Raw genomic sequence first — 26,800 nt, 5'->3', positions numbered from 1 at the left:
ATTCGTTATGAAAAAAGCAACTTATCTTTTTTCATAATTATTCATTTAATTGGCTACTTTTTCACAAAAAAAATGTGTTAAGAGTGTAAATGAAAGCTTTTTACAGTTATTATGTTGCTATCGATTTCACTTTAGCCAATTGAAAACCTTGTTCAGCTTGTCATTAAGCTATAAATTCTAAAATCAGAATTTTAAAAACACATAGAATTAATTTTTTCAAATCACGTCGGAACTTCGTTAAAAATAAAATGTCATGACACTTAAAAATCACATCTTTTTTTGGGGAGTAATCATCATACTGATGGGAGGAAATCCAATAGTAGCCCAAGAGAATGCCGGGGGAAAGGAATATGCTTTAAAAGCTGCTTTTCTTTATCGCTTTATAGATTATGTTAATTGGAAAGATTATTCTAAAAATCAAGCTTTTAAGATTGCTGTTTTGGAACAAAGTCCAATTACCGCTTCATTGCTTGAGATGCCTAAAAATAAAAAAATTGATATAAAAGAATATAAAAATTTGGACGAAATTAGTTTTTGTAATATTCTATTTGTCCCTTATAATAGTACCATACCAATTGAAACCATTCTTTCTAAATTTTCTGGTAAGCCAGTATTGATTGTAACAGAACGAAATGGTTATGGAAAAAAAGGGGCACAGATGAATTTTGTTATAGTCGAAAATAAATTAAAATTTGAAGTAAATCTAAAAGCAATAAATAAATCCGGAATTGGGATTAGTTCATTCTTGCTGCAACATGCAATAATCGTACAATAATCGTTTCAAATTACACATTAGTATCGTTCCATCTTTGCGTGAATTTGAGCGAAAAAAGAAGACATTAAAGAAAGTGACCTTACAGAGCACTTATAGTGTGCCAAGTACTCTATTTTAATATTGGAAAACAACAAACAAATGATGAATCTACGCAACATCTCCATTAAAAATAAGCTGGTACTCATGCAGGTTTTCACCTCCGCATTTGTATTAGTGCTTTGTATTACAGCTTTTGTTCTAATAGATATAAAAGGGTTCAAAGACCGGAAAATGGTAAGTTCAATAGCCATTGCGCAAGTGGTAGGTTTTAATAGTGTTTCCGCTCTTGAATTTTTGGATAATGCTGCCGCAAAGAAAATTCTATCCGAATTAACAGTACAAAACGACATTTTAAATGCAAGTATCCTGGACAAAAAGGGCCATGTTTTTGCATCCTACACTAAACCGGGAGCCGATCCTAAATTTCGGTTTGTTGTACCCGCAATGGATCAAAAAAGTTTTCTGTTTACCAATAAAAATCTTTTTGTTTACAGCAAAATCAAAAAAGACAATAAAACAATAGGATTGGTTTGTATCAACTTTGAACTATCAGAATTGAATAAAATAAAAATGGATGTTTTGCGTCTGGGAATCGTATTATTAATTGTCGGAATAGGACTTGCCTTTTTAATTGCCATGATCATTAAAAAATACATTTCAAAACCTTTGCTAAACTTAGTAACAGTCATACAACAGATAAAGGATACCGGTGATTATAAAACCCGCATGGTCGTTGAAGGAAAAGATGAAATCAGCATTCTTTCCGTGGGACTTAATAATATGTTGGAAAATATAGAAAAAAGAGACAATGAAGTGGCGCAATCCAAAGAACAACTGAATAAACAAAATACCCTTTTACAATCGGTTATACAAAATATGGGTGATGGCTTAATAGTTGCTGATGAAAACAAAAAATTCATCCTCTGGAATGCTGCCAGTGAAAAAATAATTGGAATTGGCCCCATGGATATTCCTATAGAGAGATGGGCTGAAACCTATGGCTTCTTTATGCCCGATTCCAAAACAGTTTTTAATACTAATGAACTTCCTTTGGTAAAAGCATTAAATGGTGAAGAAGTGGATAATATGGAAATATTTATCCAAAATTACAAAAAAACTGAGGGTCTTTCTGTAATTGTAACTGCCAGACCTTTAAAAAATCCTGCTGGTGGAATAACAGGTGGAGTTCTGGTTATTCATGATATCACAGAACGAAAAACTTCAGAAACCGAAATTAAAAACCTAAATGAAGAACTGGAACGAAAAGTAACAGAACGTACTGCACAATTAGCAGAAGCCATAGAAACCCTTCGCAAAAGCGAAGAAAAATATCGTGAAATCGTGGAAAACATCAGTGATGTAGTCCATACTTCTGATTACAAAGGTTATTTTACCTATATCAATCCTGCCTGTAAAAAACTAACGGGTTACACTCAAAATGAAATTATAGGAAAACATTTTTCAGAAATCGTTGCTCCGGAGTGGAAAGACCGTGTGGCGGAGTTCTATTTTAACCAATTTAAAAATAAAACAGATGAAACATTATTCTCATTTCCCATCCTTACCAAATCCAGAGAAGAAAAATGGGTAGAACAAACGGTGATGCAGTTAAGAGAAGGAAATAAAATAACCGGACATAAATCTATTATGAGAGATATTACGGAACGCAAAGCAGCCGAACAAAAATTAAAAGAAAGCGAAGGTCAATTGCAAACCATATTTAATGAGGCACCAGATGCTTTAATTGTAATAAATGATGAGGGAAACATTATTAGATGGAATCCACAAGCCGAAAAAATATTTGGATGGTCATTAATGGAGGTCATGGGGAAACCTATGCATACGTTAATTATTCCTCCACAGTATAGAGAAAATCATACTAAAGGGTTTCAAAATTTTCTTATAACAGGTGAGGGACCTATTATTAATAAAACAATAGAAATCACAGCCCTTAACAAAGAAAATGTCGAATTTGATGTTGAATTAACTGTATCGCCAGCTACAATTTTAGGCAAATATATTTTCATTGCTTTTATCAAAGATATCTCACTAAGAAAAAAAATGGAAAATGAAAAAAAAGAAGCTGATAAGTTAGTGCATCTTAATGAGCTTAAACTAAAATTAATTCTGGAAAATATTGGCGAGGGAATTATTGTAACTGATAACCAAAAAAGAATTGTTTTATCCAATCACATGGCGGAAGAAATTATAGGAATAAAACAAGATCCTACAGCCCCAACAACTCTAGATTGGTCAACTAAATATGAATTATATTACCCTGACGAAAAAACAATTTTTCCTGCCCAGAATCTTCCACTGGAAAAAGCATTAAAAGGAGAATCAACGGATGATGTTGAGATAATAATTGAAGATTCTGAAACTAAAGCAAAAAAACGGGTTATCATTAGTGGCAGACCAATAATCGACGAAAACAACTTTGTTATAGCCGCAGTTGCTAATATAAAAGACATTACTTATTACAAAGAACTTGAGGTCGCCTTAGAAGAAAGCGAGCAAAAATACCGAAAATTAATTGGTTTTAAAAAGGGATAAAAATAGAACTATAATTACTGTATCCTTAGACTTATTTTAAATATCCAATTTTTATATAATAGTCTTTTTTAACAACGGTTACACCATGTCTAGGATAAGGAAAAATACTGCCGTTTTTTATTTTTCTTTGTTTTTCCGGCAAATGTTTAGCAAACCATTGCTTGTTTTCTTCTTCATTTTTCGGAGAAAAAACGATAGTTTTGTCCTCAATTAATTTTGAATCTTTGTAAACGGAAATAACTGCTGAAGCTTCTCCAGCCCAAACGCAAGTAACTCCTTCAGGACAACGGGAATCAGAAATGACTGCTGCCAAAACCAATTGATATCCTTTTTTTTTATGGCATATTTTTTGGGTGATCTTTACGTATTTTATGTTTTCCTTTTTGGGATTTTGAGCAAAAACGGAAACACAAAAAATCAGTAAAAAGGCTGAGAGACTATTTTTCATTTGATTTTTATTTCAATCATATCAAATATAGTGCCTTTGATTAAGCGGTTTTACAAAAGATTGTTTGCAATTTTATTCGAAATGGTTAAATCTTGTGATCCACTTTTATTCTTTATACGTAAATCTCATTCCGGCTAATAGATGGATCGTTTCCTGCGGAGTAGGACCAATTACACCCTTCAGAGCATATTTATGATTTGTAATATTTGTGCCATTAATAAATATATTGAGCCATTTTGTAGGTTTATAGTTCATGTTGATATTCAACTGGTATGGATTTTTTATCTCCTCATCTAATCCAAATGTAGTTATAATATTATCCGGTGTGCTGCGAAAAATAATACTTGGAGTGATCGATACCATTTTAACAGGAAACCATGTTAGTCCAAAACGAATATTAACCGGAGATATACCGCTTAATCCTGATTTAATATTATTTTGATCGACGGTATAATTTACATACGAAAAGGAAGCCCAGTAGGAAAAATGTTCCGTTTTATAAGTACCAAACAAATCCGTTCCATAGATAATTGTATTACCTGAGTTTGCTGTTTGTGAAAGCACGCGTTCTCCTGTTCCATCGGCATTTACCCAAACAGCATCCTTAACAAGGTTTGCAGGATTCACGCGACCATCATCCAGCTCGATAAGGTTTTGCTGGGTATTATAATAAAATGCCGAACTCAAAGAAAGTTTTTTGAATCGGCAATTGAAATTGATTTCATTGGATATAACCCGCTCTGCCTGAAGGTTTGCATTAAAGGTATTTATATTTTCCCCGTTATCAAATATATTGTAACTAAAATAAGGCGCTGGGGCAAGATATCCTTTATTAAAAATATATTTTATATTAAAATGTTCACTCGGGTTATAAATTAAAGCCAGTCGCGGGCTAAACGGAGATTCTGTAAATCGTGTATCAACATCCATCCTGAAACCTGTAATGGCTTTTAAGTTTTTTAAGAGTTGAAATCTTCCCTCTATATAAGCTCCGTAATTTCTGTAATTTACATTTGTTGCGTTTTGCAATTCAACTTTGGAAAAAGGGTCCCCTTTTATTGTGTAATAATTATAAATTCCAGCCTGGGAAATAATGTCTTTATTAGGATCGGCACCACCAAATACTGTCGCTTTAGGAATAATATCATAAAGGCCGACAAGTAATCCAGCAGTCAGCGATATTTTATTTGAAATTTCATAATCAAGTTGTTCTTCTATTCTAACTCCTGTACCTATTCCATATTTATAGGCATTAAGAACAACGGTAGAATCATTTATTGGAAAAACATAGCGGCTTTCCGGTGCAATTTCATACCTGCTATAGGTTATTGATGCGTTTAATTTTACTTTATCAGAAATATTAAATTTATTAGTTCCCGAAACTACAGTTGTCCTGTCGTGCCATATTGCTTCATTTACAAATTGAAGAACAGGAGTATATCCTCCTTCGGCAGAACTCCGCGATGATTCTCTGTGCCATAATTGTATGGATGAATTCTCACTTTCCAATCTCAGGAAACCATTGAAACCTTTATCAAAACGATAAGGAGTATTTCTTATTTTAGTTTTTGCAATTACTTTGTTATAAGTACTGTCCCACCATTTGGGATATTCTTTATCAATCTTGCTAAGGTCGGAATTGATATAGCTGAAGGATGAAGAAAGTCCGATATAGGGATGAGCATCATCTGTTAACCTGCTTGAAATGGATATTGCCAACTCTTTATCATTATTCATTCCGCCACGGCTAAATACATCTACTTTTATTTTTTCCTGTGGTTGTTCAGTAATAACATTGATTACAGCGCTTATAGCATCCTGTCCGTAAAGGACGGAGCCGGGTCCATATATTATTTCAATTTGTTTGGCTCGTAAAATATTAAAATCGCTGCGAAACATCATTTCTTCGCCTCCGGGCGGATTTACTCTACTACCATTTACCAATACAATTATTTTATTGTTTCCCACCACACCCCTCACAGGAACCAGTGTTCCCTGCTCTGAAAAATAATTTTCAATAGTTTCCATTCCTGGCAAATCGCGCAACACATCCTTCAAATACAAATAACCACGATTCATTATATCTTCCTGAGTAATTACAAAAACCGTTGCAGGAGCTGCACTTACCTTTTCAGTTTTTTTTGATACCGTTGTAATTTCTATATTCATTAATTGTTCAAGAGAGAGCTCAAACAATTTGGAAGCCGTTAAAACTGTATCTTCCTGAGCATTTGACAAAGAATATGTAATTGCAAACAGAAGCGTAAAAAAAGTTTTAGTTTTCATATTTTTAAGTTTTAATCAAAAAAATGATACTGGTTTAAAAGTTCGGAGCTCTGTGGAGAATCTTTTGAACATGGTACTTGGTCATGAAAATTTTAACTTCATCCGTAACAATTCCAGTTGCGCTCTGCGATGTGTTCTTTTTGTCGGTTGTTTCCAAAATGATTGTGGCAATTGGAAAACCTGCTTTAGTATTTTTTTTAGTTTTAAATACATTTTGCAAAATTTTAAATTACATTTTCTATCTTTTCCTCTAACAAATAAAGCAAGGTGCATTTATTGATATGTATTGAGTACAAAAAAATTGATCGAGGGGCTATTTGTATGTATTTTCTTTTTTAGAAGCTGGATTATTTAAAATCCAAAAGTTGCAACTAAATTGTATAGTAAATTTACAATAAATTTTAAACAAAGCAGGGGTCTTTCAAGAAATTCCTGCTTTTGTCGCTCTGGGAATTGCCGTATTTTTTTTGTTAAAAAATTATTTTTTCAAAAAGAAAAAATCCGATAAAAACTGCGGTGACGATTGTAATTGTCAATAACCCACTTTCACAAATAGATTTCCTGCAATTTTGTTCGAAATCGTCATTTCTTTTGAATCAACTTTTATTTTTAGGGACAAATCGAAACTTTCTTTTCCAATAATCTCGATTTTTGAACCCAATGCGATTTCTTGTTTGTCTAAATATTTCAAGAAATCTGCCGAAGAATCTTTAACACCAACACAAATTCCTGTTTGGTTCACTGTCAATTCAGAAAGCAACTGTTTTTCCGTTTTTATAATCTGTCCTTTCGCATTTGGAATCGGATCACCGTGTGGGTCTTCGGTCGGATTTCCCAGAAAATCATCGAGTTTGTTGATGAGTTTTTCTGATTTTATATGTTCCAGTTGTTCCGCAATATCATGTACTTCGTCCCAGGAAAAATCTAATTTATCGACTAAGAAAACTTCCCAAAGACGGTGTTTTCTCACAATCATTTTTGCAGACAATGTCCCTTTATCGGTGAGAGAAACGCCTTGGTATTTTACGTAATTAACTAAATTTTTTTCCGCCAATTTCTTGAGCATGTCAGTTACAGAAGAAGCTTTTGTTTCCATTTTTTCAGCAATGGCATTAGTGCTTATTTCTGAATCGGAAAGAATCGTTAGATGAAATATGGTTTTGAGATAATTTTCTTCTGAAAAAGTCATTTTGTTGTAAGTTTTAAGAATAAAATTATTTTAATAATACGGGCTCTATAATTTTTTGCCAGATCGAATATCCTTGTGCATTCATATGTAAATTGTCTTTTAAAAAAATTGTCGGTATCGGTTTTTTATTGGCATCAAGCATTTTTTCCCAAACAGAAAGAAAAACTGTATTATCTTGCCTTTTGATAAATTTTCTTATCCGTTCATTTCCATCAATTAGTCTTTTGTTCATTTTCCACCTACTTGGACTTGGCTTCATTGAGATATAAACAATTGCTGTTTTGGGAAATTCTTTTCGAATGTCCTGATATAATATTTTAAATCTTTCAAAAACAATTTTCCCAGTAATTGAATCGGATGAAGCGATATCATTTTCTCCACAATAAATTACAATTTGTTTGGGCTTATAAGGAAAAATAATTTCGTTTTCATATTGGATAACATCCAATAAAGTTGACCCTCCGAAACCTCTATTAATAATCGTATAATTTGGAAAATAAGAGGAGACATCTTTCCATTTTGTAAATGATGAACTTCCTATAAGCAGAATTGCATTACCAGGTGGAAACACAATCGAATCCTGTTTTTTAAATGCCAAAATATCGGCTTTAAATCCTTGGGAATGTACTGTATTTAGAAAAAATATAACAAGTAAAAAAACGATCCATTTCCTTTTTAAGTTCATAATTTTTTGAAATTTAATTTTTCACGATCAGCAAAGGTATCGAAATTTTATGGCGTAGTTTATCAACTGTCGTACCAAATACTAAATCTTTGAAACCGGTATGTCCATGCGTTCCCATGACCAAGATATCAAAATTTCCTTCATTGATAATGTTAGGAATCACTTTATTAGGTTTCCCAAATCCCAATTTTGTTTCCACTTTAAATCCTTTTTCCGACAACATTTCTTTGTATTCGTTTAATAGTTTTTCGTCTATTAAAGTTTCATGATCATCAATATTTTCGCCATAAACAAGCGCTCCAACGGTTTCTACCACGTGAATTAAGGTGTATTTCGCATCAATTCCGCCTAATTGAAAAGCGTTGTTCAATGCTACTTCATCAGCGCTGGAAAAATCTACCGAAACAGCAATGTTTTTTTTGCTATAGATTGCAGTTTTAGAGAATTGCAACTTTAAATTGTGTGGAGAATGGTTTAGAATCCTAGTTTTTGTTTTAGAAATGAAAGGTTTCACTATGATATAAAGCAACAAAATCAAGAAACCTATAGCTAAAGGAACTACGGTTAACCATAACACTATTGGATTTTGGGAAGTTTCGAGCCAACCATTAATTTCATCAAAAACCAATTTTGCATTCAGTGAAACAATAATGGTTGCAATAATCCATGAAGCAATTTGGGTAACCTTACCAATATGAAATCCCTTCATTTTTGATTTGTCGCTTACAAAATGAATCAGCGGAATAATCGCAAAACCCAGCTGTAAACTCAGGATAACCTGGCTCAAAATCAGTAATTTCCCAGTGACACTTTCCCCATAAATCGTAATTACAATAACCGCAGGAACAATGGCAATCAGTCGGGTGATGATTCTTCGAACCCAAGGCTGAATACGTAAATTAAGATACCCTTCCATCACAATTTGACCGGCAAGTGTCCCTGTAATTGTGGAACTTTGCCCGGCAGCAATCAAGGCTACTGCAAATAAAATAGGGGCAAATTTACTTCCTAAAAGAGGTTCTAAGAAGCGATGGGCATCTTGAATTTCTGCCACTTCAAACATTCCGTTTTTGTAAAATGTGGCTGCAGCCAATATCAAAATGGCGGCATTCACTAAAAAGGCTAAGTTTAATGCAATTGCAGAATCGATGAAATTGTATTTTAAAGCCTGCTTAATTCCCCCATTGCTTCTATCGAAATTTCTGGTTTGCACCAATGAGGAATGCAGGTACAAATTGTGCGGCATAACGGTTGCCCCAATAATTCCAATAGCGATATATAATGCCGCTTGATTGGGCATCGAAGGAATTAACCCAAACAACACTTTATCCATCTCAGGCTGGGCAAAAATCATCTCAAAAATAAAAGAGAACCCAATGATTGCTACCAATACAATAATGAAAGCTTCCATTTTACGGATACCTTTATTGATCAAGAATAATAACAAAAAAGTATCTAATACTGTAATTAACACTCCTTCGATCAACGGAATATCAAACAATAAGTTGATCCCGATTGCCATTCCTAAAACCTCGGCTAGATCACAGGCTGCAATAGCAATTTCAGCAAGGAAATACAATATATAATTGATAAATGGCGAATACGTTTCTCGTGAGGCTTGTGCCAAATCGCGTTGAGTAACAATTCCCAATCGAGCACTCAAACTTTGCAACAACAAAGCCATAATGTTACTCATCAATAAAACCCAAAGTAAGGCATAACCAAACTGGCTTCCGCCAGCAATATCAGTAGCCCAATTTCCCGGGTCCATATAACCAACACTGATTAAATAGGCTGGTCCGAAAAAGGCTAATATTTTTCTGAAAACTGATTTTTTATTTTGTGTGACTACCGATCCGTGAACTTCTTCTAAAGATTTTCCCATGGTTGAAATTAAATTATTGATACAAAAGTAATTAAAAAATTTGTTTTACGAAATATAATTTTTAGCTTTGCCTAAATTTAATTTAAGCATTGTGAAAAAAATATTTATGTTATTTGTTTTTCTTGTTGTAAACTTCAGTTATGCACAAGAAAAAACTTTTGTTTCAGGATTCGTTTCATCAGAGAAAAAAGCGATTCCTAGTGCAAGTATTGTTGTAATGGGAACTAATTATAAAACTAAAACCGATAGTTTAGGAAACTATAGATTAGAGAATATCCCAGAAGGAACTTATAAAATTCAGGTTGCAGCTAACAGTTTTCAAACATCCAGAAAAAATATTAGTGTCAAAAAAGACGAAAATACTATAGTGGATTTTGAACTTTCCAATACTGAAAACCAACTGAACGAAGTAGTTGTTTCAGGAACTTTGAAAGCGGTAAAAAGACTAGAAAGTGCCGTCCCGGTTGAAGTCTATTCCCCAATATTTTTCAAAAAAAATCCTACCGCAAGTATTTATGAAGCGCTTCAAAACGTAAACGGAGTCCGACCGCAACTTAATTGTGGCGTTTGTAATACCGGTGACATTCACATTAACGGACTGGAAGGTCCCTATACTTTGGTTTTAATAGACGGGATGCCCATTGTAAGCAGTTTATCAACAGTATACGGATTATCAGGAATCCCAAATTCCTTGGTAGAAAGAATTGAAATTGTAAAAGGTCCTGCATCCTCATTATACGGCAGTGAAGCTGTGGGTGGTCTAATTAATATCATCACTAAAAACCCCATAAATGCACCATTATTCTCCGCGGATGTTTTTAGCACTTCTTGGCTGGAAACCAATGTCGACTTAGGTGTAAAATTGAATGTTGGTAAGAAAGCAACGGCGTTATTAGGTCTAAATTATTTCAAGTACAACAATAGAATTGACAATGATAAAGATGGATTTACCGATGTTTCGCTCTCAGACCGAATTTCACTTTTTCAAAAATGGACTTTTAACAGAAACGAAAACCGATTATTCACTATTGCAGCACGTGCTGTCTATGAAGATCGTTTTGGCGGAGATATGCGCTGGGAGAAAAAATACCGTGGTGGAGACGAAATTTACGGCGAAAGCATCTACACAAAACGAGCGGAACTTATAGGAAGTTATCAATTACCATTTCAAGAGAAATTGATGCTTTCATTTTCTGGAAACGTGCATTATCAAGACAGTCGTTATGGCATAACAAACTATATTGCCAACCAAAAAATTGGGTTCATGCAATTAACCTGGGATAAGAAATTAGGAAAAAATGACCTGCTCACAGGAATAGCAGCACGTTACAATTATTATGATGATAATACTCCTGCGACAGCAGCTCTTGGAAATAACAATCCGGAAAAAACTTGGCTACCCGGGATTTTTGTTCAAGACGAAATCACGTTCACTGAAAAACACAAACTATTATTAGGAATGCGTTACGATTACAACTCATTTCATGGGAGTATTTTAACACCACGATTAGCCTATAAATGGAAATTGAACGACAATAATATCCTTCGTTTGAACGCCGGAACGGGTTTTAGAGTTGTGAATTTATTTACCGAAGACCATGCTGCTTTAACGGGTGCTCGTGAAATTATAGTGGCCAATAACTTGAAACCAGAACAATCTGTAAACGCAAATTTGAATTACATCAAGAAAATAAATTTCGGAAATGGAACATTTATAGGAATTGAAACAGCCCTTTTCCATACCCGATTCAGCAACAAAATTGTTTCCGATTATAAGACTGACCCCAATAAAATAATTTATGATAACATCAATGGATACGCCATAAGCCAAGGAATTAGCACGAATATAGACGTCAATTTTCCTAACGGATTAAAAATTATAACAGGCGCTTCCTTACTTAATAATAAAAATGTTGAAAACGGCGTAAAAAAAACACCCTTTCTAACCGAAAATTTTACTGCAACATGGAGTGTATCCTATAAAATAAAAACTATCGATTTGAACATTGACTATACCGGAAATTTGTATGGACCAATGAAATTACCATTATTAAGTACTTTAGATCCACGAAGTGCTAATTCGCCGTGGTACAGTTTACAAAACATTCAATTCACGTATTCTGGCTTAAAAAACTTTGAATTCTATGCCGGAATTAAAAACCTATTGAACTTTTTACCCAAACAAAACAATCCGTTTTTAATTGCAAGAACAAATGATCCTTTTGACAAAAATGTAGAATATGACACTAACGGACAAGTACTGGCTACACCACAAAACCCCTACGGATTAACATTTGACACGACTTATGTGTATGGCCCAAACCAAGGTATTCGCAGCTTTTTTGGACTGCGCTATAATTTAAAGTAAATGAGAAAAAAACTTCTTTTATTGTTTCTTTTATTTTCCGTGATTCCATCTGGTTTTGCGCAGCTAAACGTGGTCTCCTTTGAACAAATAGATAGTCTGCAAAATATTGAAAAAAGAAAAGTTATCGTTTTTATTCATACTGATTGGTGCCAATTCTGCCATGTTATGAAAAACACTACTTTCAAAAACGAAAGCATCATAAAGGAACTAAACAGTACTTTTTATTTTATTGATTTTAATGCCGAAGAAAAACGGACAATAACTTTTAACAAAGCTTCTTTTAAGTTCAAATCCACGGGAAATACTTCCGGAATTCATGAACTCGCCATGCAACTGGGAACCATCAATAAACAGCTGAATTATCCCGCTTTATGTGTATTAAACAGTGAAAACGAAATCATTTTTCAAGACAACAACTACATAAAACCGAAAGAGTTTCAACTCATTTTAGAGAAACTAAAAGAATAAAATGTCTATTTTTGATGTAATTGTCAAATTTTCCAATGAAACACTTCGATTACATCTTTACCGGAACTGGATTATCTGCTTTGATGACCGTTTATAAAATGGTACTTTCGGGAAAATTTAACGATAAAAGCATTTTGCTTATTGATGAAAATACTAAAAAAACGAACGACCGAACTTGGTGTTTTTGGGAGAAAAACGATACTCTCTGGGAAGATTCAATTTCACAGCAATGGGATTCTGCTTTGTTTGCCAATGAAGACTTTCGTCGGGATTTAGATTTAAAACCGTATCAATACAACATGGTAAGTGGCTTGGATTTTTACAACCAAGTATTTGATTTGATTTCGAAACAAGAAAACATCACTTTCGTCAATCAAAAAATAATCGAAATTGAAGAATCCGAAAATATAATTCTGATACAAACTGATGCTGAAAGTTTCTCGTGTTCAAAACTATTCAATAGCATTTATAACAGACAAAAAGTTGAAAATCAGTCCAAATACCCTGTTTTACAGCAGCATTTCATTGGTTGGTTTATAAAAAGCGAACAGCCTGTTTTTAATCCTAGCCAGGCCACATTCATGGATTTTTCGGTAGAACAAAGAGGAAATACGCGCTTTATGTATGTATTGCCTGCTTCCAGAACCGAAGCTTTACTGGAATACACTTTGTTTTCTCACAATCATCTTGAAAAAGTGGAATATGAAACCGAAATCAAAAAATACATTCAAAATCTTGGTATTAGTGATTACGAAATCATAGAAAAAGAACAAGGAAGTATCCCTATGACCTGTTATCCTTTTTGGAAATTAAACACCAAAAATGTCATTAATATAGGTACTTCTGGCGGTTGGACCAAAGCCAGCACAGGCTACACTTTTAAAAATTCTGATAAAAAATCCACTGAATTGGTTTCGTTTCTGCAAACGGAGACTGATTTTACCAAGTTCCATAAAAGGAATAAATTCTGGTTTTATGATTTGTTGCTTTTGGATATTTTAGACTGCAAAAACGAATTGGGAAGCACTATTTTTTCTTCCATGTTCGAAAAAGAAAATCCAACATTAATTTTTAAATTCTTGGACGAAGAAACGACTCTTTTAGAAGACATTCAAGTGATATTAAAATGTCCTAAAATACTATTTATCAAAGCGGTATTTCATGTTATTTTTAAAACAATAAAATAACAATCAAACTATAACAAAACTTTATCGCACAAATAAACGTGTTGGTTTTAAACTTTGTAACTTTGCATGATTAAACAACTAAAATTTTAAACTTTTTAAAATAAAAAATATGTATCCAGAAGAAATGGTAAAACCGATGCAAGCTGAATTAACAGCTGCAGGTTTTCAAGATTTACATAGTGCTGAAGCAGTTGAAAACGCAATGAAAGCTGAAGGTACAACACTAGTGATTGTAAACTCAGTTTGTGGTTGTGCTGCAAGAAACGCACGTCCGGGAGCAAAAATGAGCTTAGATGGGGCAAAAAAACCAGATCATTTAATTACTGTTTTTGCAGGTGTTGATAAAGAAGCTGTTGATGCTGCAAGACAACACATGTTCCCTTTTCCTCCGTCATCGCCAAGTATGGCTTTATTCAAAAATGGAGAATTAGTTCACATGTTAGAACGTCACCACATTGAAGGTCGCCCAGCAGAATTAATTGCTGAAAACCTAAAAGACGCTTTCAACGAGTATTGTTAATTCAATAAAAAGAAATAAAAAACCACGATTCAGCGAAAGCAAATCGTGGTTTTTTTATAACTGTTTCTCATAAGAAAACATCAAGTAACAGTGTCGCCCCCTTTTCTAAAACCTATTAACTGTCTGTACTTTAATTCTGTTTCTTTTAGTTCTTCTTCCATCTGTTTGTATTTACTGATATCTTTTATAGTAACAACAGCTGCAACTACCTTATTATCCTGATCGACTAATGGCCTGCCGCTAATAAGAACCCTTCTCTTTTGTTGCGCAACGGGATTCCAAAGAACGACTTCAACATCATTTGTTTCCTCTCCATCCAACGCTCGCTCCATTGGTAAGTTTTGGGAAGGAAAAATAGTTTTTTCATCTGGAAAATACAACTCAAAATGATCGGTTAAATTAGACGATATTTTGTCATCCTCTTCAATTCCAAAAATTTCATTTGCCATATAATTAGCCATTACTACTTTCCTGTCTGCATTGGCAACTATAACACCCTCACTAATATTCTCTAAAATCAATCGTAGCTTTTCTTCATTCTCATACAATTCATCAACAGCTTTTTTACTTTCAGTAATATCTCTCACAAAACCAATAAAAAAATATTTTTTACCCATTTTGATCGGTGAAACACTAATAGACACCGGAAATTCAGTTCCTTCTTTATTGACCGCTTCTATATCATACGTTTTATTTAAAATAGCTCCTATTCCAGTTGATAAAAAATGTTCCATCCCTATCTTATGCTCTTCTCTGTAGCGTTCAGGAATAATGAAATCATAAAGATGTTTCCCCATAACTTCGGTAATTTTCCATCCAAAAACAGATTCTGCCTTTGGATTCCATCTTAAAACATTGCTTTCACTATCAATTACGATAACCGGATCAGGAGCACCATCAAAGATGGTTTGTATCTGTTGTTCGTTATCTTTTAATTTCTGAGTGTAATTATTTAACATTTCTTCATCATGTCTTTTTTGGGTGATATCACGTAAAACTGCATAGATCATTCCTTCTTTAATATCCGTTGCTATCACTGATTCAGTCCATTTATACGAACCATCTTTGCATAATAAAGGGAACATAACATCTGACTCTACCGGCTCACCTTTTAAACGTTTTTCCCTTCTTTCACTTACAATTTTTAAATAATCTGGATGCAGTAGATCTAAAAGTGATATTTTCTCTAAGTCATTTTGATTATACCCCAAAATTTTAGTGAAAGCAGGATTAATTTTTATGATTTTATTTCCTTTTTCAACAAAAAAAGCATCAAATGACATCTCGAAAAAACTGCTGACTATTTTTAAGGATTGTTCATTTTTAACTTTTTCGGTAATATCACGTGCAACAGAATACACTACACCTTGCTGTATATCAATAGTGCTATGCCAGTCCAGCCATTTGTAGGTTCCATCTTTACAACGAACTCGATCTTCAAAATTTACAATTGCATCCCCTCTTTGAAGTTTAGCCAATACCTCATCAGCTATGTTCTTGTCATCAGGATGCGTTAATTCCATGAATTTTATGGTATTCATATCTTCTTGGGTATATCCAAGTGTTTTGGTAAACGCTGGATTTATTTTTATAAAATACTCCCCTTTTGCAACGACAAGCAGGTTATTAGACATATTGAAAAATTTATTGGCAACGACCAAAGATTCTTCAATTTCTTTTTTAGCGGTAATATCGCTTGCAACACCATACAACAATCCGGTTGATGGATCCGTAAAGGTTGACCAGGAAAGCCATTTTATTGACCCGTCTTTACAAACATATCTATTTTCGAAATTTAGTGTCGAATTACCCGCCTGAATTTTACTAACTTCCTTTTGTGTAACTTCAACATCTTCATTATATATGAATTCAAGAAAGGGCTTACTCAATAACTCTTCGGCTGAATAGCCTAAAATTTTACTGGCTGCCGGGTTGACTTTTAAAAATTTACTCTTTGTGGCTATAACCATTATTTCTAATGACATATTAAAGAATTTATCTATATCTTTAAAAGATTCTTCTAGTGTTTTTCTATCTGAGATATCCGTCGAAATTCCGCCAATAGCATAAATCCTCCCTGTTGAATCATACAAAGGGAATTTTACCGCAATATAAGTATGAGGACCATCCGGTTGTTGGATAGTTTCTTCTATTTTTAGTTCTTTCAATGCTTTTGCCACTTCAAGATCAGAATTTCGATAAACATCAGCCACTTCCTTGGGCAAAAGATCATGATCTGTTTTCCCTATTATTTCTTCATTTGGGATTTGAAATAAGGATCCAAACTGTTTATTAACTAATAAGTATTCTCCATTTATTTTTTTTATAAAGATGGGATTCGAAGTGTTATCAATGATAGATTGAAGCAGTTGTTTGTTTTCTAACAGTAAGTTTTGGGAGATATTTTTAGCATATAATTGGGCCTTAATTATAAAATAGACGATGGTAAGTAAAACAATTGAAAGGACAAACAGGGAAAGTTCTATCCAATTTAACATGGAATCATTTGTTTGATCTCTTTGCTTGTCAAGCCGAGCAATAAAAACCCATCCTGACGCAATGACCACTAATAAATTGATAATAAACCCTAGTAATATTTTTTTTTCAAAGGAAATTTTCATGGTAAAAAGATGTTAAATTTAACATTCATTAACCTCAACAAACTGAATAATCATCTACTTATACACATGAAAGTTAGTGAATTATATTCAATTAGCAAAAACGATTTTAACATCTCCTCTTTGAGCAACCCCTTACATTGGAAAAGAAACATTTACATCCTAAACCGAACAAATACAACAAGGCATTAGAGCAATTTTTAGGAAAAAAAAGAGAAGAAACCCTAAAGTAACTTCTCTTTGCTATTTTGAACAAATTTGTGACAACCACTTTTGTTTTAGTTATCTTTTACACATCTAAATCCCAAGTGATTGCATGCGCTTGTCGTTTCTCCTTTACCACGGCTTCCTGCAACATATCGAATACAATATTGGTCACTACACAAGAAAGACCCTCCGCGCTGTACATGTTTTTCGACCCCAGGTTCTTCAGGATCATTGCTGGTTGAAGGCCCTTTTGGACTATCACTGGAACTCGTTTTATAGTAATCATCGCGATATAAATCACTGCACCATTCCCATACATTTCCTTCCAAATCATAGATTCCTAGTGGGTTTTTCGGAAAAGATTTTACTGGAGCTGCGGCTGAAAAACCGTCTTCGGCTGTATTATTGTTAGGAAAAGTTCCCTGAAAAATATTGGCCACCCATTTGCCGTTTGGTTTAAGTTCTGCTCCCCAATAATATTTGGTATGCGGTCTTTCTGCTCTGGCTGCAAACTCCCACTCAGCCTCGGTAGGAAGTCGTTTACCTGCCCACAGTGCATAAGCCTGAGCATCTAAATAACTAATTTGAACCACCGGATTATTTTCAAGTCCAATGATACTGCTTTCCGGCCCTGAAGGATGTTTCCAGTCTGCTCCCGGCACGTATTTCCACCATTGTTGGATATTATCCAAAGAGACTTTATCTGTTGGTGCTGAAAAAACCGCCGAACCCGGCACTAAATTCTCAAGCGGAACACCTGGGTAATCAGCTGGATTCAGCGGTCTTTCGGCTATTGTTATATATTTAGTTGCTTCTACAAAAGCCACAAACTGAGCATTCGTTACTTCATGTTCATCCATCCAATATCCTTTGACACTAACTTTATGAATAGGCTTTGCATCAGGATAATCATTAGTTCCCATATTAAAATTACCTCCTCCTACCCAAACCATTCCATTAGTTGAAGCAGTAGCAGTAATCTCTTTGGAACTATTTCCAATTGATTGTAACAACAATGCTTTTTTGGAAGTATTTGCTTTGCACATAGCCTGACAGCTATTTGCAGCAACTGCTACAGTTTTACTTTCTTGTGCAAAAGATGATAAACCCGACAAAATAATTCCAGCAATAAAACGATATATTTTCATGTTTTTATTATTCATTATCCGTGTTCCAATAGCTATCGCGAACAACTTAGGACTGTTTTTTTTGTAATTATTATTGTTTAGCCAAAGATGATACGTTGCTTTCGAAATTGGAATAAAAAAGGCTTTCTACCCTATTCCAATTGGCTATCCCAACTTCTCAATCGTACACTTCCGAAAAGCCATTTTTAATATTTTTTTTACTAAAGTACCACTTCTTCCCATGTTAATCAAATTGACAAACACTGGTTTTGATTTTGAGCAAAACTAACAATTGCAAAAAGCAAAACTACCTTGTGACAATAGTTTTAAAATTTTATTTTTCATGTTTTTTTAGGATTGAACCTGCTCATAAGAACGTGGACTCGTTGCAACCTCATCTCTTTTTTGAGCAATTGGAACAGCTAGAACGCCTTTAGCCAAGGCACTTCCTTCTTTTTTAGATTTGAATATCGGCCAAAAAAACTGTGCATACCATTCTTCCTGTTTGTATGATTTCATTCCGTATGATTTTGGGAATTTTCGGGTAATCAATCCCGTTCCGAAAATTACATCCCAAAGAAAAAACATATTCCCAAAGTTGCCTTTAAAATGACCAATCCCATCTCCGCTAGTATCAGCATGATGTGCGTGATGCGTGGCCGGAGTCGAAATAAAACGTTCTAAAACCCATGCAATTGGATGCAATACTTTGTATTTGTAAAACGGTTTATCCCAAGCAATACTGGAATGTGCGCCCAAAGTGATAAAACTTTTTATAACCAGGACAAATAAAGCAGGTAATCCTAAACCTAAAAACGTTAAAGTAGCGGTCAAGTAAATTTGAGAGAAAAACACCGTGTAAATGAAGTTTTGTCGCGAAAGCATGGCCATTCCCATATAAGGAGCCGAGTGGTGCGTTCTATGAAAACGCCATAAAAACGGCACTTGATGGTGCAAACGATGGTACCAATATTGCGTTAAATCATCCGCTACGGCAATCAAGAAAAAGGCTCCCCAAAAAGGCACCCAAGTAAGTGTATTTTGAAGATTTGGAATTAAATACGGTAAAACTGTTAAGCTAAAAAAAGCAACTACAGGAGGTAAAAGCAATTTTGGCGCAAGAAAACAGATAATATCTATTTTGCGTTCTTCGCCTGTCCATTCGTCATCATATAAACCTGCCACAAATTCGATAACTCCTAAACTGAGCATAAAAACGATTAATCCCCAAGTGCGAATGTTTTCGAATGCAGGTTTTGCAAATTCTAAAAACGATGGTAATGTAAGGTGTGATTCGCTAACGATACCATTATTTAGTTTGAAATAAAGGTAAATGGCCAACACTGGCAGCGTGTAAATTAAAAGACTTATACTTAAATCTCTTGTTAATTTTCTTTTTAATATTTGATCTATTGCCATGATTTTTTATTTTAAAAAATGATTTATTAATGCTAAACCTCCAGCCAAAATGATTAGCGGAACTAAAAATACAATTGCCCCAACGACAATTTTTTTCCCTATTATTTGAAAATCTATTAGTTTCATATGTGTAAGTTTTAAAAAAATCAGGTCTTTTTAAGTTCTAATAAAAGACCTGAATTCTTGGTTTATTTATTAACGGCTTCTCCAGGTTTTGATGCTTGTTGAATCAAATCTTGAAGGTTTTTGCCTTTATCTGCTCCAGTGTTGTGTATTCTTCTAGCATACACGTCTTGCCAATCAATTAACGGATAAAGATTATTTTCTTTAGCTTGCTCTTCAAACAATTTTTTAAGTTCCTCTAATTTTTCAGGATACTTTTTTGCTAAGTTATTACGCTCGTTAAAATCTTCATTTAAATTGTATAATTCCCATACATCATTATCAAAATTACTTGCCGCTGGCACTTCTTTTTTAGCGATTGTCTTTTTCACGGCAAAAGAATCCGGAAGATGTGCCGCAGCTGCTTTCCAGCCATCTTTGTAAATGGATCTGTTTCCAAAAATATAATAGTATTGTACTTTGTGTAATGATTCGGCTTTGGAGTCATTCAAAGAAGCATATAAAGACGAACCTTGTATAATGTCTTGCTTAATTTCTTTAATTTTTTCAGGTGCTTTAATTCCCGCAATTTCTAACGTAGTAGGAAGAATATCCGTTACATGGCTGTATTGATTTCTAATCCCTCCTTTTTCTTTAATTCCTTTTGGATAATGAATAATCAATGGATTGCGAGTTCCCCCTTCTGATTGTGCATCTTGTTTCCAATTTTTGAAAGGCGCATTCGTGGCTTGTGCCCACCCTAATGGATAATTAGTATTCAAACCTTTTGCAGTCCCAATTTCTCCAATGTTATCTAAATTTGACTGAAGATTTTTTTCATCAGAAGCTCCTTGAGCAAAAAGACTTTGGCTAATGGTACCTTGTAAAGTTCCTTCTTTGCTCGCACCGTTGTCTCCAATGGCAACAAAAATTAAGGTGTTATCCAATTGATTGCTTTCTTTTAAATAATTTACCACTCTTCCAATTTCGTGATCCGTATAGGTTAGGTATCCGGCATAGACTTCCATGAATCTTGCATACACTTTCTTTTGGTCTGGGGTTAATTTTTTCCAATCTCCAATAAGCGGATTACGTTCCGGCAAAACCGCATTCGCAGGAATTACCCCCAATTTCTTTTGGTTAGCCAATACTTTTTCACGGTATACATCCCAGCCTTCATCAAATTTTCCTTTGTACTGGTCGCTCCAGGAAGCTTCTACTTGGTGCGGTGCGTGAACAGCTCCCGGGGCATAGTATAAAAAGAACGGTTTTCCCGGTGCTGCCTTTTGTTGTTTGGTAATATAGCTAATGGCTTTATCGGTAATTTGATCTGTTAAATGTCTTCCGTCAGGTTTTACATGTGCCTGATCTTCTACTAAATCAGGGTTGTATTGATCGGTTTGAGATCCTAAGAAACCAAAGAAATGATCGAATCCTTTACCTGTTGGCCATCTATCAAAAGGACCTGCATCGGTAGCGTCTTCATCTGGTGTTACTCCATATTTACCCACCGCAAAAGTGTTGTACCCATTTTCTCTTAAAATCTCAGCAATCGTTCCTTTGTCCGCTGGGATTTTTCCGTCCCAACCAGGAAAACCTGCCGATAATACCGTGTGTGAAAAACCACTAACGTGAACTCTTCCTGAATTTCTACCAGTCAATAATGCTGCACGGGTTGGCGCACAAATTGCCGTCGTATGAAAATTAGTATATCGCAATCCATTATTTGCCAAAGCCTCAAAAGTTGGCGTTTGGATTAAACCACCAAAAGCACTAGAGGCACCGAATCCCACATCATCAAGCAAAATCCAAACTACATTAGGAGCGCCTGCAGGAGCTTTTACGGGTTCTGGCCAATATTCTTTGGATTCGGCCAAGGTTTTACCAATAACTCCTTTGTAATTGGCATCTGTTTTACTTTGGGCAAAGCCAAATTGAGCAACAAGCAAAGCAGTAAGTAAAAGCACTTTTTGTGGGCTTTTTAATTTCGAATTAATTTTAAAATTTTTCATTGTTATATTTTTTTATTGTTTTAATAGACTAATAACCCTCATTTTGTGGTAATCCTACTGGATCAATATTTCGCTCACTTTGAGGAATTGGATACAAATTGTTTCGTTCTGAAACCGTATTTTTTGCAGTTACTTTTTTCACTTCGGTAACCAAAGTTCCCCAACGAACCAAGTCATACCAACGTTGTCCTTCTTGGACGAATTCTTTTTTACGCTCTTCTCGAATAGCTTCTCTTAATTGAACAGTTGTAAGTCCTATTAAATCTACTGTTAGGTCTGGTGTGTTGATTGGCTTGGCAAAAGCTCTTCTTCTTACTTGATTCACATATTCCAAAGCCTCTAGGGTTGCCCCATCTTTCTCGTTAATGGCTTCTGCCAAAGACAATAAAATATCCGCATAACGAATAATCGGGAAATTAATAGCCACATTTCCTGGTGCTGCCAAATTAGTCACATCTAGATATTTACTAAAAATCGGCTTCGGAAAAGTATAAAGCGTTCCCGTGGCAGGATTCAATAATTGTTTGGTATAACTCACGTCTCTTCTGGTATCTCCTGTCGCATAAATGTCATAAAACAAGGCAACATCCGAAATAATGTCTGCCGGTTCCGTGGCGGTAAATCCAGTAAAAGAGGTCGCCTGATAAGTACTTCCGCTAGAACCATTTCCAGCTTGATTCGGCTCGAACTGAACCGAAAAAATATGTTCCTTTCCGTTCTTCTTTGTTTTATTGAACACGTCGGCAAAATTTTCGAAAAGTGCATATCCATAACCGCCATTAATCACTTCCTTGGCTTTGAGAATGGCATTTGGCCAATCTTTTCTGGTCAAATATACTTTGGCCAAAATGGCTTTTGCTGCTCCAGAAGTGGCGCGACCCACATTCGTTCCCGTATAGGTCGATGGCAAAGCTTCGGCATCCTTCAAGTCCAAGATAATTTGGGCATAAACCTCCTCGACAGTCGCTCTTTTTGATTTTAGACTTTCCACATTAATGGAAGTTGGTTCGTGTAAAACGATTGGAACTCCACCCCAAAGACGAACCGCCTGAAAGTACAACAAGGCTCTAATGAATTTGGCTTCATTAATCAATCTGGTTTTGACAGCATCGGTACCTTGCACATTCGGGATATTGTCAATTGCCACATTGGCTCTGTTGATTCCGTTATAAATTTGGCGCCAAGCCAGTTGCACACGATCTGAAGTGGCATCGTGGGTCAAACTGCTCAAAGCCCTAACTTGTGGATTCGTGGCGGAAACTCCAGCGGCTGCATAATCAGAAGCCATATCGGTAAGAAAATATAAATTTCTGCCAAATAGACTTTGTTCGCCCGGTTCGATAGCCAAAGAGGCATACACTGCCGTAACGCTGGCAACGGCATCGTCCTGCGTTTTGAAGAAATTTTCTTTGGTAATAAAAGAGGTAGGCGTTACCTCTAAATCCGTGCACGATACCAAAAGGCCGGCGCTTAATAGGAATGTTATTATTGTCTTTTTCATTGTTATATTTTTTTTAGAAAGTTACGTTCAAGCCGGTGATGAATGTTTTGGAATTTGGATAAGCACCAAAGTCAATTCCCGGATATAAATTGTTTTGTTCATAAGAACTTACCTCTGGATCGTAACCCGTATATTTAGTCCATGTGATCAAGTTTTCGGCAGAAACGTATACTTTAATGCTTTTGGTTCCTATTTTTGAAGTAAGACTTTTAGGAAGTGTATAGCCTAAAGTGATTGTTTTTAATCTCAAAAAGGAAGCGTCTTCCACATAGCGTTCCGAAACTATTCCCAATGGAGAACTGGATGCTCTTGGGATTTCATTGCTTGGATTGGTAGCAGTCCAACGGTCTAATAAAGTTGCTGCAGCATTCGTTCCAAGTGTAGAAATTTCTAATTGTTGGTTCAAGGCGTTAAATATTTTACCACCATAAGATCCTTGGAAAGAAACATTCAAATCGAAGTTGTTATACGAAAACGTGTTGCTGAAACTTCCAACAAATTTAGGTTGCGAACTTCCTAGACTGCCTTTGTCGGCCGCCGAGATTATCCCGTCCCCATTGGTGTCCACGTATTTTCTGTCTCCCACTTTTGTATTGGCAAGACTGTTTATTTTAGGTTGAGTATTGATTTCTTCTTGGGTTTGAAAAATACCATTGGTTTTGTACCCCCAGAAAGTTCCCAATGGCTCTCCCACTTTTACCGTTACTGGTTGTTGTTGCAACAAAGAACCGTTTGGAACTACCGGGAAAAATTGTTTCACCCCATTTCCTATTTCAACCACTTTGTTCTTGTTAGCTGAAAACACAAAGTTCGAATTCCAAGAGAAATTTTCTGTTTTTAAATTTTCTGTTATCAAGCCAATTTCAATTCCTTTATTCTCAACACCACCAATATTTTGAAGAACAGAAGCAAAACCCGAAGTTAGTGGAACAGGAACATTGATAAGCAAATCATTTGTTTTTTTATAGTACGCATCAAAAACGAAATTTACTTTTCTGTCCAATAATGACAAATCTAAACCAACATTGTATTGAGTAGTTTTTTCCCATCTTAAATCTGGATTTGCTAAACGAGTCGGTGTCAATCCTGTTTGTGTCACACCACCAAAACTATAATTAACAGAACCTATTGAGGCCAAGGAAAGGTAATTTCCAATTTCTTGATTTCCTGTTGTTCCTGCGCTTAATCTAAGTTTAGCTTCTGTTACTCCTTTTATATTTTTAGCAAAATCTTCTTCGGTAATGTTCCAAGAAAAACCCGCTGAAGGGAAATACCCCCAAAGTGATTTCGAACCAAATCTAGAAGAACCATCGGCACGTGCTGACACGGTAAGATTATAGCGTCCTTTATAAGAATAATTTACTCTGGTCAACCACGATTTCAACACGCTTTCGAAGGCATCACTGTAAGGTTTCACAGCCACACCATCTTGCAAAGCGTTGTAGGTATTGGCATCATTCACAAACGTATTGGCTCCAGCATTAACAATTTCACCTTGTGTATATTGAAGTGTATATCCTGCCAAAGCTGAAAACTTGTGGTCTTCCCCAAAATGAGTATTATAATTCAAGGTGTTTTCATTCAATACTGAACTTACTAATCTGTTACCAACAGAAGCCAATCCTTTGGTTGAAGCCCCAGTTGTAGTATTTGCCGGTACATAATAATTTTGTTTGGTGTTAATCAAATCACCGCTAACGGAGACCTTAGCCGTAATTTCTTTGTTGATTTTATACTCCCCAAACAAACTGGTCAAGATTCTGTTAATTTTGGTTTCATTGGTCGTGTTTTCCAAATCGTTGATTGGATTGGGTACATAACCATTCACTGAAGTCGCATAAGGATTATTGGTTACATTATAACTTCCGTCAGCATTTTTAATGGGAACTACTGGAGCCGTCAACAAGATACTAACTAATGCATTAGGATTCCTACCACCACTTGTCGACCCAATACCATTCGATAGGGAATTGCTATAATTAGTATTTACACCAAATTTAAAAGCTTGTGAATAGTTTCTCTCATAATTAGCGCGAAGTGAAATTCGTCTGAAATCAGATCCAATCACGATTCCTTCCTGATCAAAATAACCAGCCGAAACGGAATATCTAGAACGATCATCCCCACCTGAGAATGTCAATTGTTGATTTTGAATTGGAGCATTTCTGAAAGCTGCCGATTGCCAGTCATACCCTCCCGAAGTTTTGAGAGCTTCTATTTGAGCTGGCGAAAAAGAAGGCGCTTGTCCTATACTTGCCTGAACATCGTTACGCAAACTTGCCCATTGGGAAGCATCAAGAAGGTCTATTTTTTTAGAGATTCTTTGTGTGCCATAATAGGATTGAAACGAAATGATATCTTGTCCTTTAGTTCCTTTTTTAGTAGTAATAAGTACCACACCATTGGCACCACGCGAACCATAAATTGCCGTAGCAGAAGCATCTTTCAACACTTCAATAGACTCAATATCACTAGGATTAATGGTTGACAAAACATTGACTCCTGCCCCAGCAAAAGACACTCCGGCTGTACCATTACTATTGTCATTGTAAATCAAAACTCCATCAACAACATAAAGCGGTTCGTTACCTGCCGTAATGGAATTTCCTCCTCTAATACGAACACTGGAACTAGCACCCGGTTGCCCTGAACTTTGTGTAACAACAACCCCTGATATGGCTCCTCTCAACAAGTTGTCGGCTGAAGAAGTAACTTGATTTAGATTTGCTTTTGGAACTGAGGAGACTGCACCAGTAATATCCTTTCTTTTTTGAGTGCCATAACCTACAACTACTAACTCATTTAATTCTTGGAGATCTTGCTTCAAACTAATGATAGTCGGACTTCCGTCTACAATTACTTCTGTTTTTTTATAACCAATATAACTCACTATCAATGTATAAGGAAATTTTTGCCCGGTTTGGAAATAAAATTTTCCTTCTGCATCCGTTGTAACAGAATGCGTCGTTCCTTTAATGGTTACTGAAGCCCCACTAATAGGTTCATTTGTTATTTGATCAATTACTTTTCCATCGAGTTTAGACTGGATAAGTGGTTTGGTTTCTTGAGCATTAATTCCTACTGAAATTAGTAAAATGCATAACCACGTATATATGTTTAATTTTTTTTTCATTACTTTGTTATGGTTTAATAAATAAGGCGAGCCGAAAAATTGATTTTTTCAACTTTCGCTTTCCTTTTAGAGATGAACAATTTTTTTTTTTAAGCCTGCCATTTCTGTTCCCGCAGAAATGGCTTTTTTTATTTACAGCACATTCGTTTTTTCATTTTTTATTTTATTTTTAATTAGTACTTATATGAATTTTGATAAAATTTTTGGGGATTTTTTATTCCAAAAACATCAAAAAAACTTACGTAGTAAATTACTTTGAATTTGATATTTAGAAAATA

Annotated in this window: 17 protein-coding genes; 6 read left to right on the top strand and 11 right to left on the bottom strand. The window is 35.1% G+C overall.

The genetic code is table 11. The annotated features are described in order from the left end of the window. The first annotated feature begins 253 nt into the window (after positions 1-253). Both ACM55K_RS02635 and ACM55K_RS02630 read left to right on the top strand, forming a co-directional pair. Positions 254-775, top strand: a complete 522-nt coding sequence (locus tag ACM55K_RS02635; RefSeq protein ID WP_465245425.1) for a YfiR family protein — start codon at positions 254-256, stop codon at positions 773-775. Between the two features lie 138 nt (positions 776-913). Continuing rightward, positions 914-3,367, top strand: coding sequence for a PAS domain S-box protein (locus ACM55K_RS02630; RefSeq protein ID WP_416848695.1), 2,454 nt, complete (start codon positions 914-916; stop codon positions 3,365-3,367). A 31-nt stretch (positions 3,368-3,398) separates the two neighbouring features. Here ACM55K_RS02630 and ACM55K_RS02625 read toward each other — a convergent pair whose 3' ends face one another. The 5 genes from ACM55K_RS02625 to ACM55K_RS02605 form a co-directional block, all read right to left on the bottom strand. After that, a complete protein-coding gene (locus ACM55K_RS02625; protein ID WP_416848694.1) occupies positions 3,399-3,815 on the bottom strand; it encodes a hypothetical protein in 417 nt (138 codons plus the stop codon). A gap of 105 nt (positions 3,816-3,920) precedes the next feature. Beyond that, complete coding sequence (locus ACM55K_RS02620; RefSeq protein ID WP_416848693.1) at positions 3,921-6,101, bottom strand: TonB-dependent receptor plug domain-containing protein; 2,181 nt, start codon at positions 6,099-6,101, stop codon at positions 3,921-3,923. A gap of 532 nt (positions 6,102-6,633) precedes the next feature. After that, positions 6,634-7,290, bottom strand: coding sequence for a metal-dependent transcriptional regulator (locus tag ACM55K_RS02615; RefSeq protein WP_416848692.1), 657 nt, complete (start codon positions 7,288-7,290; stop codon positions 6,634-6,636). Positions 7,291-7,315: 25 nt separating this feature from the next. Continuing rightward, positions 7,316-7,888 carry a GDSL-type esterase/lipase family protein gene (locus ACM55K_RS02610; RefSeq protein ID WP_416848691.1) on the bottom strand — a complete coding sequence of 191 codons (573 nt, stop codon included), beginning with the start codon at positions 7,886-7,888 and terminating at the stop codon, positions 7,316-7,318. Between the two features lie 100 nt (positions 7,889-7,988). Continuing rightward, a complete protein-coding gene (locus ACM55K_RS02605) occupies positions 7,989-9,860 on the bottom strand; it encodes an Nramp family divalent metal transporter (RefSeq protein ID WP_416848690.1) in 1,872 nt (623 codons plus the stop codon). A gap of 106 nt (positions 9,861-9,966) precedes the next feature. Between ACM55K_RS02605 and ACM55K_RS02600 the strand changes: the two genes are divergently transcribed. The 4 genes from ACM55K_RS02600 (at position 9,967) to ACM55K_RS02585 (ending at position 14,403) form a co-directional block, all read left to right on the top strand. Next, on the top strand, positions 9,967-12,228 hold the full coding sequence (locus tag ACM55K_RS02600; RefSeq protein WP_416848975.1) for a TonB-dependent receptor: 2,262 nt from the start codon (positions 9,967-9,969) through the stop codon (positions 12,226-12,228). Then, positions 12,229-12,696, top strand: a complete 468-nt coding sequence (locus ACM55K_RS02595; protein ID WP_416848689.1) for a thioredoxin family protein — start codon at positions 12,229-12,231, stop codon at positions 12,694-12,696. A gap of 35 nt (positions 12,697-12,731) precedes the next feature. Further along, complete coding sequence (locus ACM55K_RS02590) at positions 12,732-13,883, top strand: lycopene cyclase family protein (RefSeq protein ID WP_416848688.1); 1,152 nt, start codon at positions 12,732-12,734, stop codon at positions 13,881-13,883. Between the two features lie 109 nt (positions 13,884-13,992). Then, complete coding sequence (locus tag ACM55K_RS02585) at positions 13,993-14,403, top strand: BrxA/BrxB family bacilliredoxin (RefSeq protein ID WP_035668910.1); 411 nt, start codon at positions 13,993-13,995, stop codon at positions 14,401-14,403. A gap of 80 nt (positions 14,404-14,483) precedes the next feature. Here the strand turns inward: ACM55K_RS02585 and ACM55K_RS02580 are convergent, their stop codons facing one another. The 6 genes from ACM55K_RS02580 to ACM55K_RS02555 form a co-directional block, all read right to left on the bottom strand. Further along, positions 14,484-17,024, bottom strand: coding sequence for a PAS domain-containing protein (locus ACM55K_RS02580; protein WP_416848687.1), 2,541 nt, complete (start codon positions 17,022-17,024; stop codon positions 14,484-14,486). A 275-nt stretch (positions 17,025-17,299) separates the two neighbouring features. Continuing rightward, positions 17,300-18,376: a formylglycine-generating enzyme family protein gene (locus ACM55K_RS02575; protein ID WP_416848686.1), complete on the bottom strand. Its 1,077-nt coding sequence runs from the start codon at positions 18,374-18,376 to the stop codon at positions 17,300-17,302. Between the two features lie 330 nt (positions 18,377-18,706). Further along, a complete protein-coding gene (locus ACM55K_RS02570; protein ID WP_416848685.1) occupies positions 18,707-19,774 on the bottom strand; it encodes a sterol desaturase family protein in 1,068 nt (355 codons plus the stop codon). Positions 19,775-19,962: 188 nt separating this feature from the next. Next, entirely contained in the window at positions 19,963-21,888 is a 1,926-nt protein-coding gene (locus ACM55K_RS02565) for an arylsulfatase (protein ID WP_416848684.1), read from the bottom strand. Between the two features lie 28 nt (positions 21,889-21,916). Further along, positions 21,917-23,389 carry a RagB/SusD family nutrient uptake outer membrane protein gene (locus ACM55K_RS02560; protein ID WP_416848683.1) on the bottom strand — a complete coding sequence of 491 codons (1,473 nt, stop codon included), beginning with the start codon at positions 23,387-23,389 and terminating at the stop codon, positions 21,917-21,919. 13 nt (positions 23,390-23,402) lie between these two features. Continuing rightward, entirely contained in the window at positions 23,403-26,522 is a 3,120-nt protein-coding gene (locus ACM55K_RS02555) for a SusC/RagA family TonB-linked outer membrane protein (RefSeq protein ID WP_416848682.1), read from the bottom strand. Between the last annotated feature and the right edge of the window lie 278 nt (positions 26,523-26,800).

The sequence above is a fragment of the Flavobacterium arabinosi genome (assembly GCF_048158725.1).
In the GTDB taxonomy this organism is placed as follows: Bacteria; Bacteroidota; Bacteroidia; order Flavobacteriales; family Flavobacteriaceae; genus Flavobacterium; species Flavobacterium arabinosi.
The sequence above is the reverse complement of the archived record's forward strand: the minus strand, read 5'-3'. Positions and strand labels throughout refer to the sequence as shown.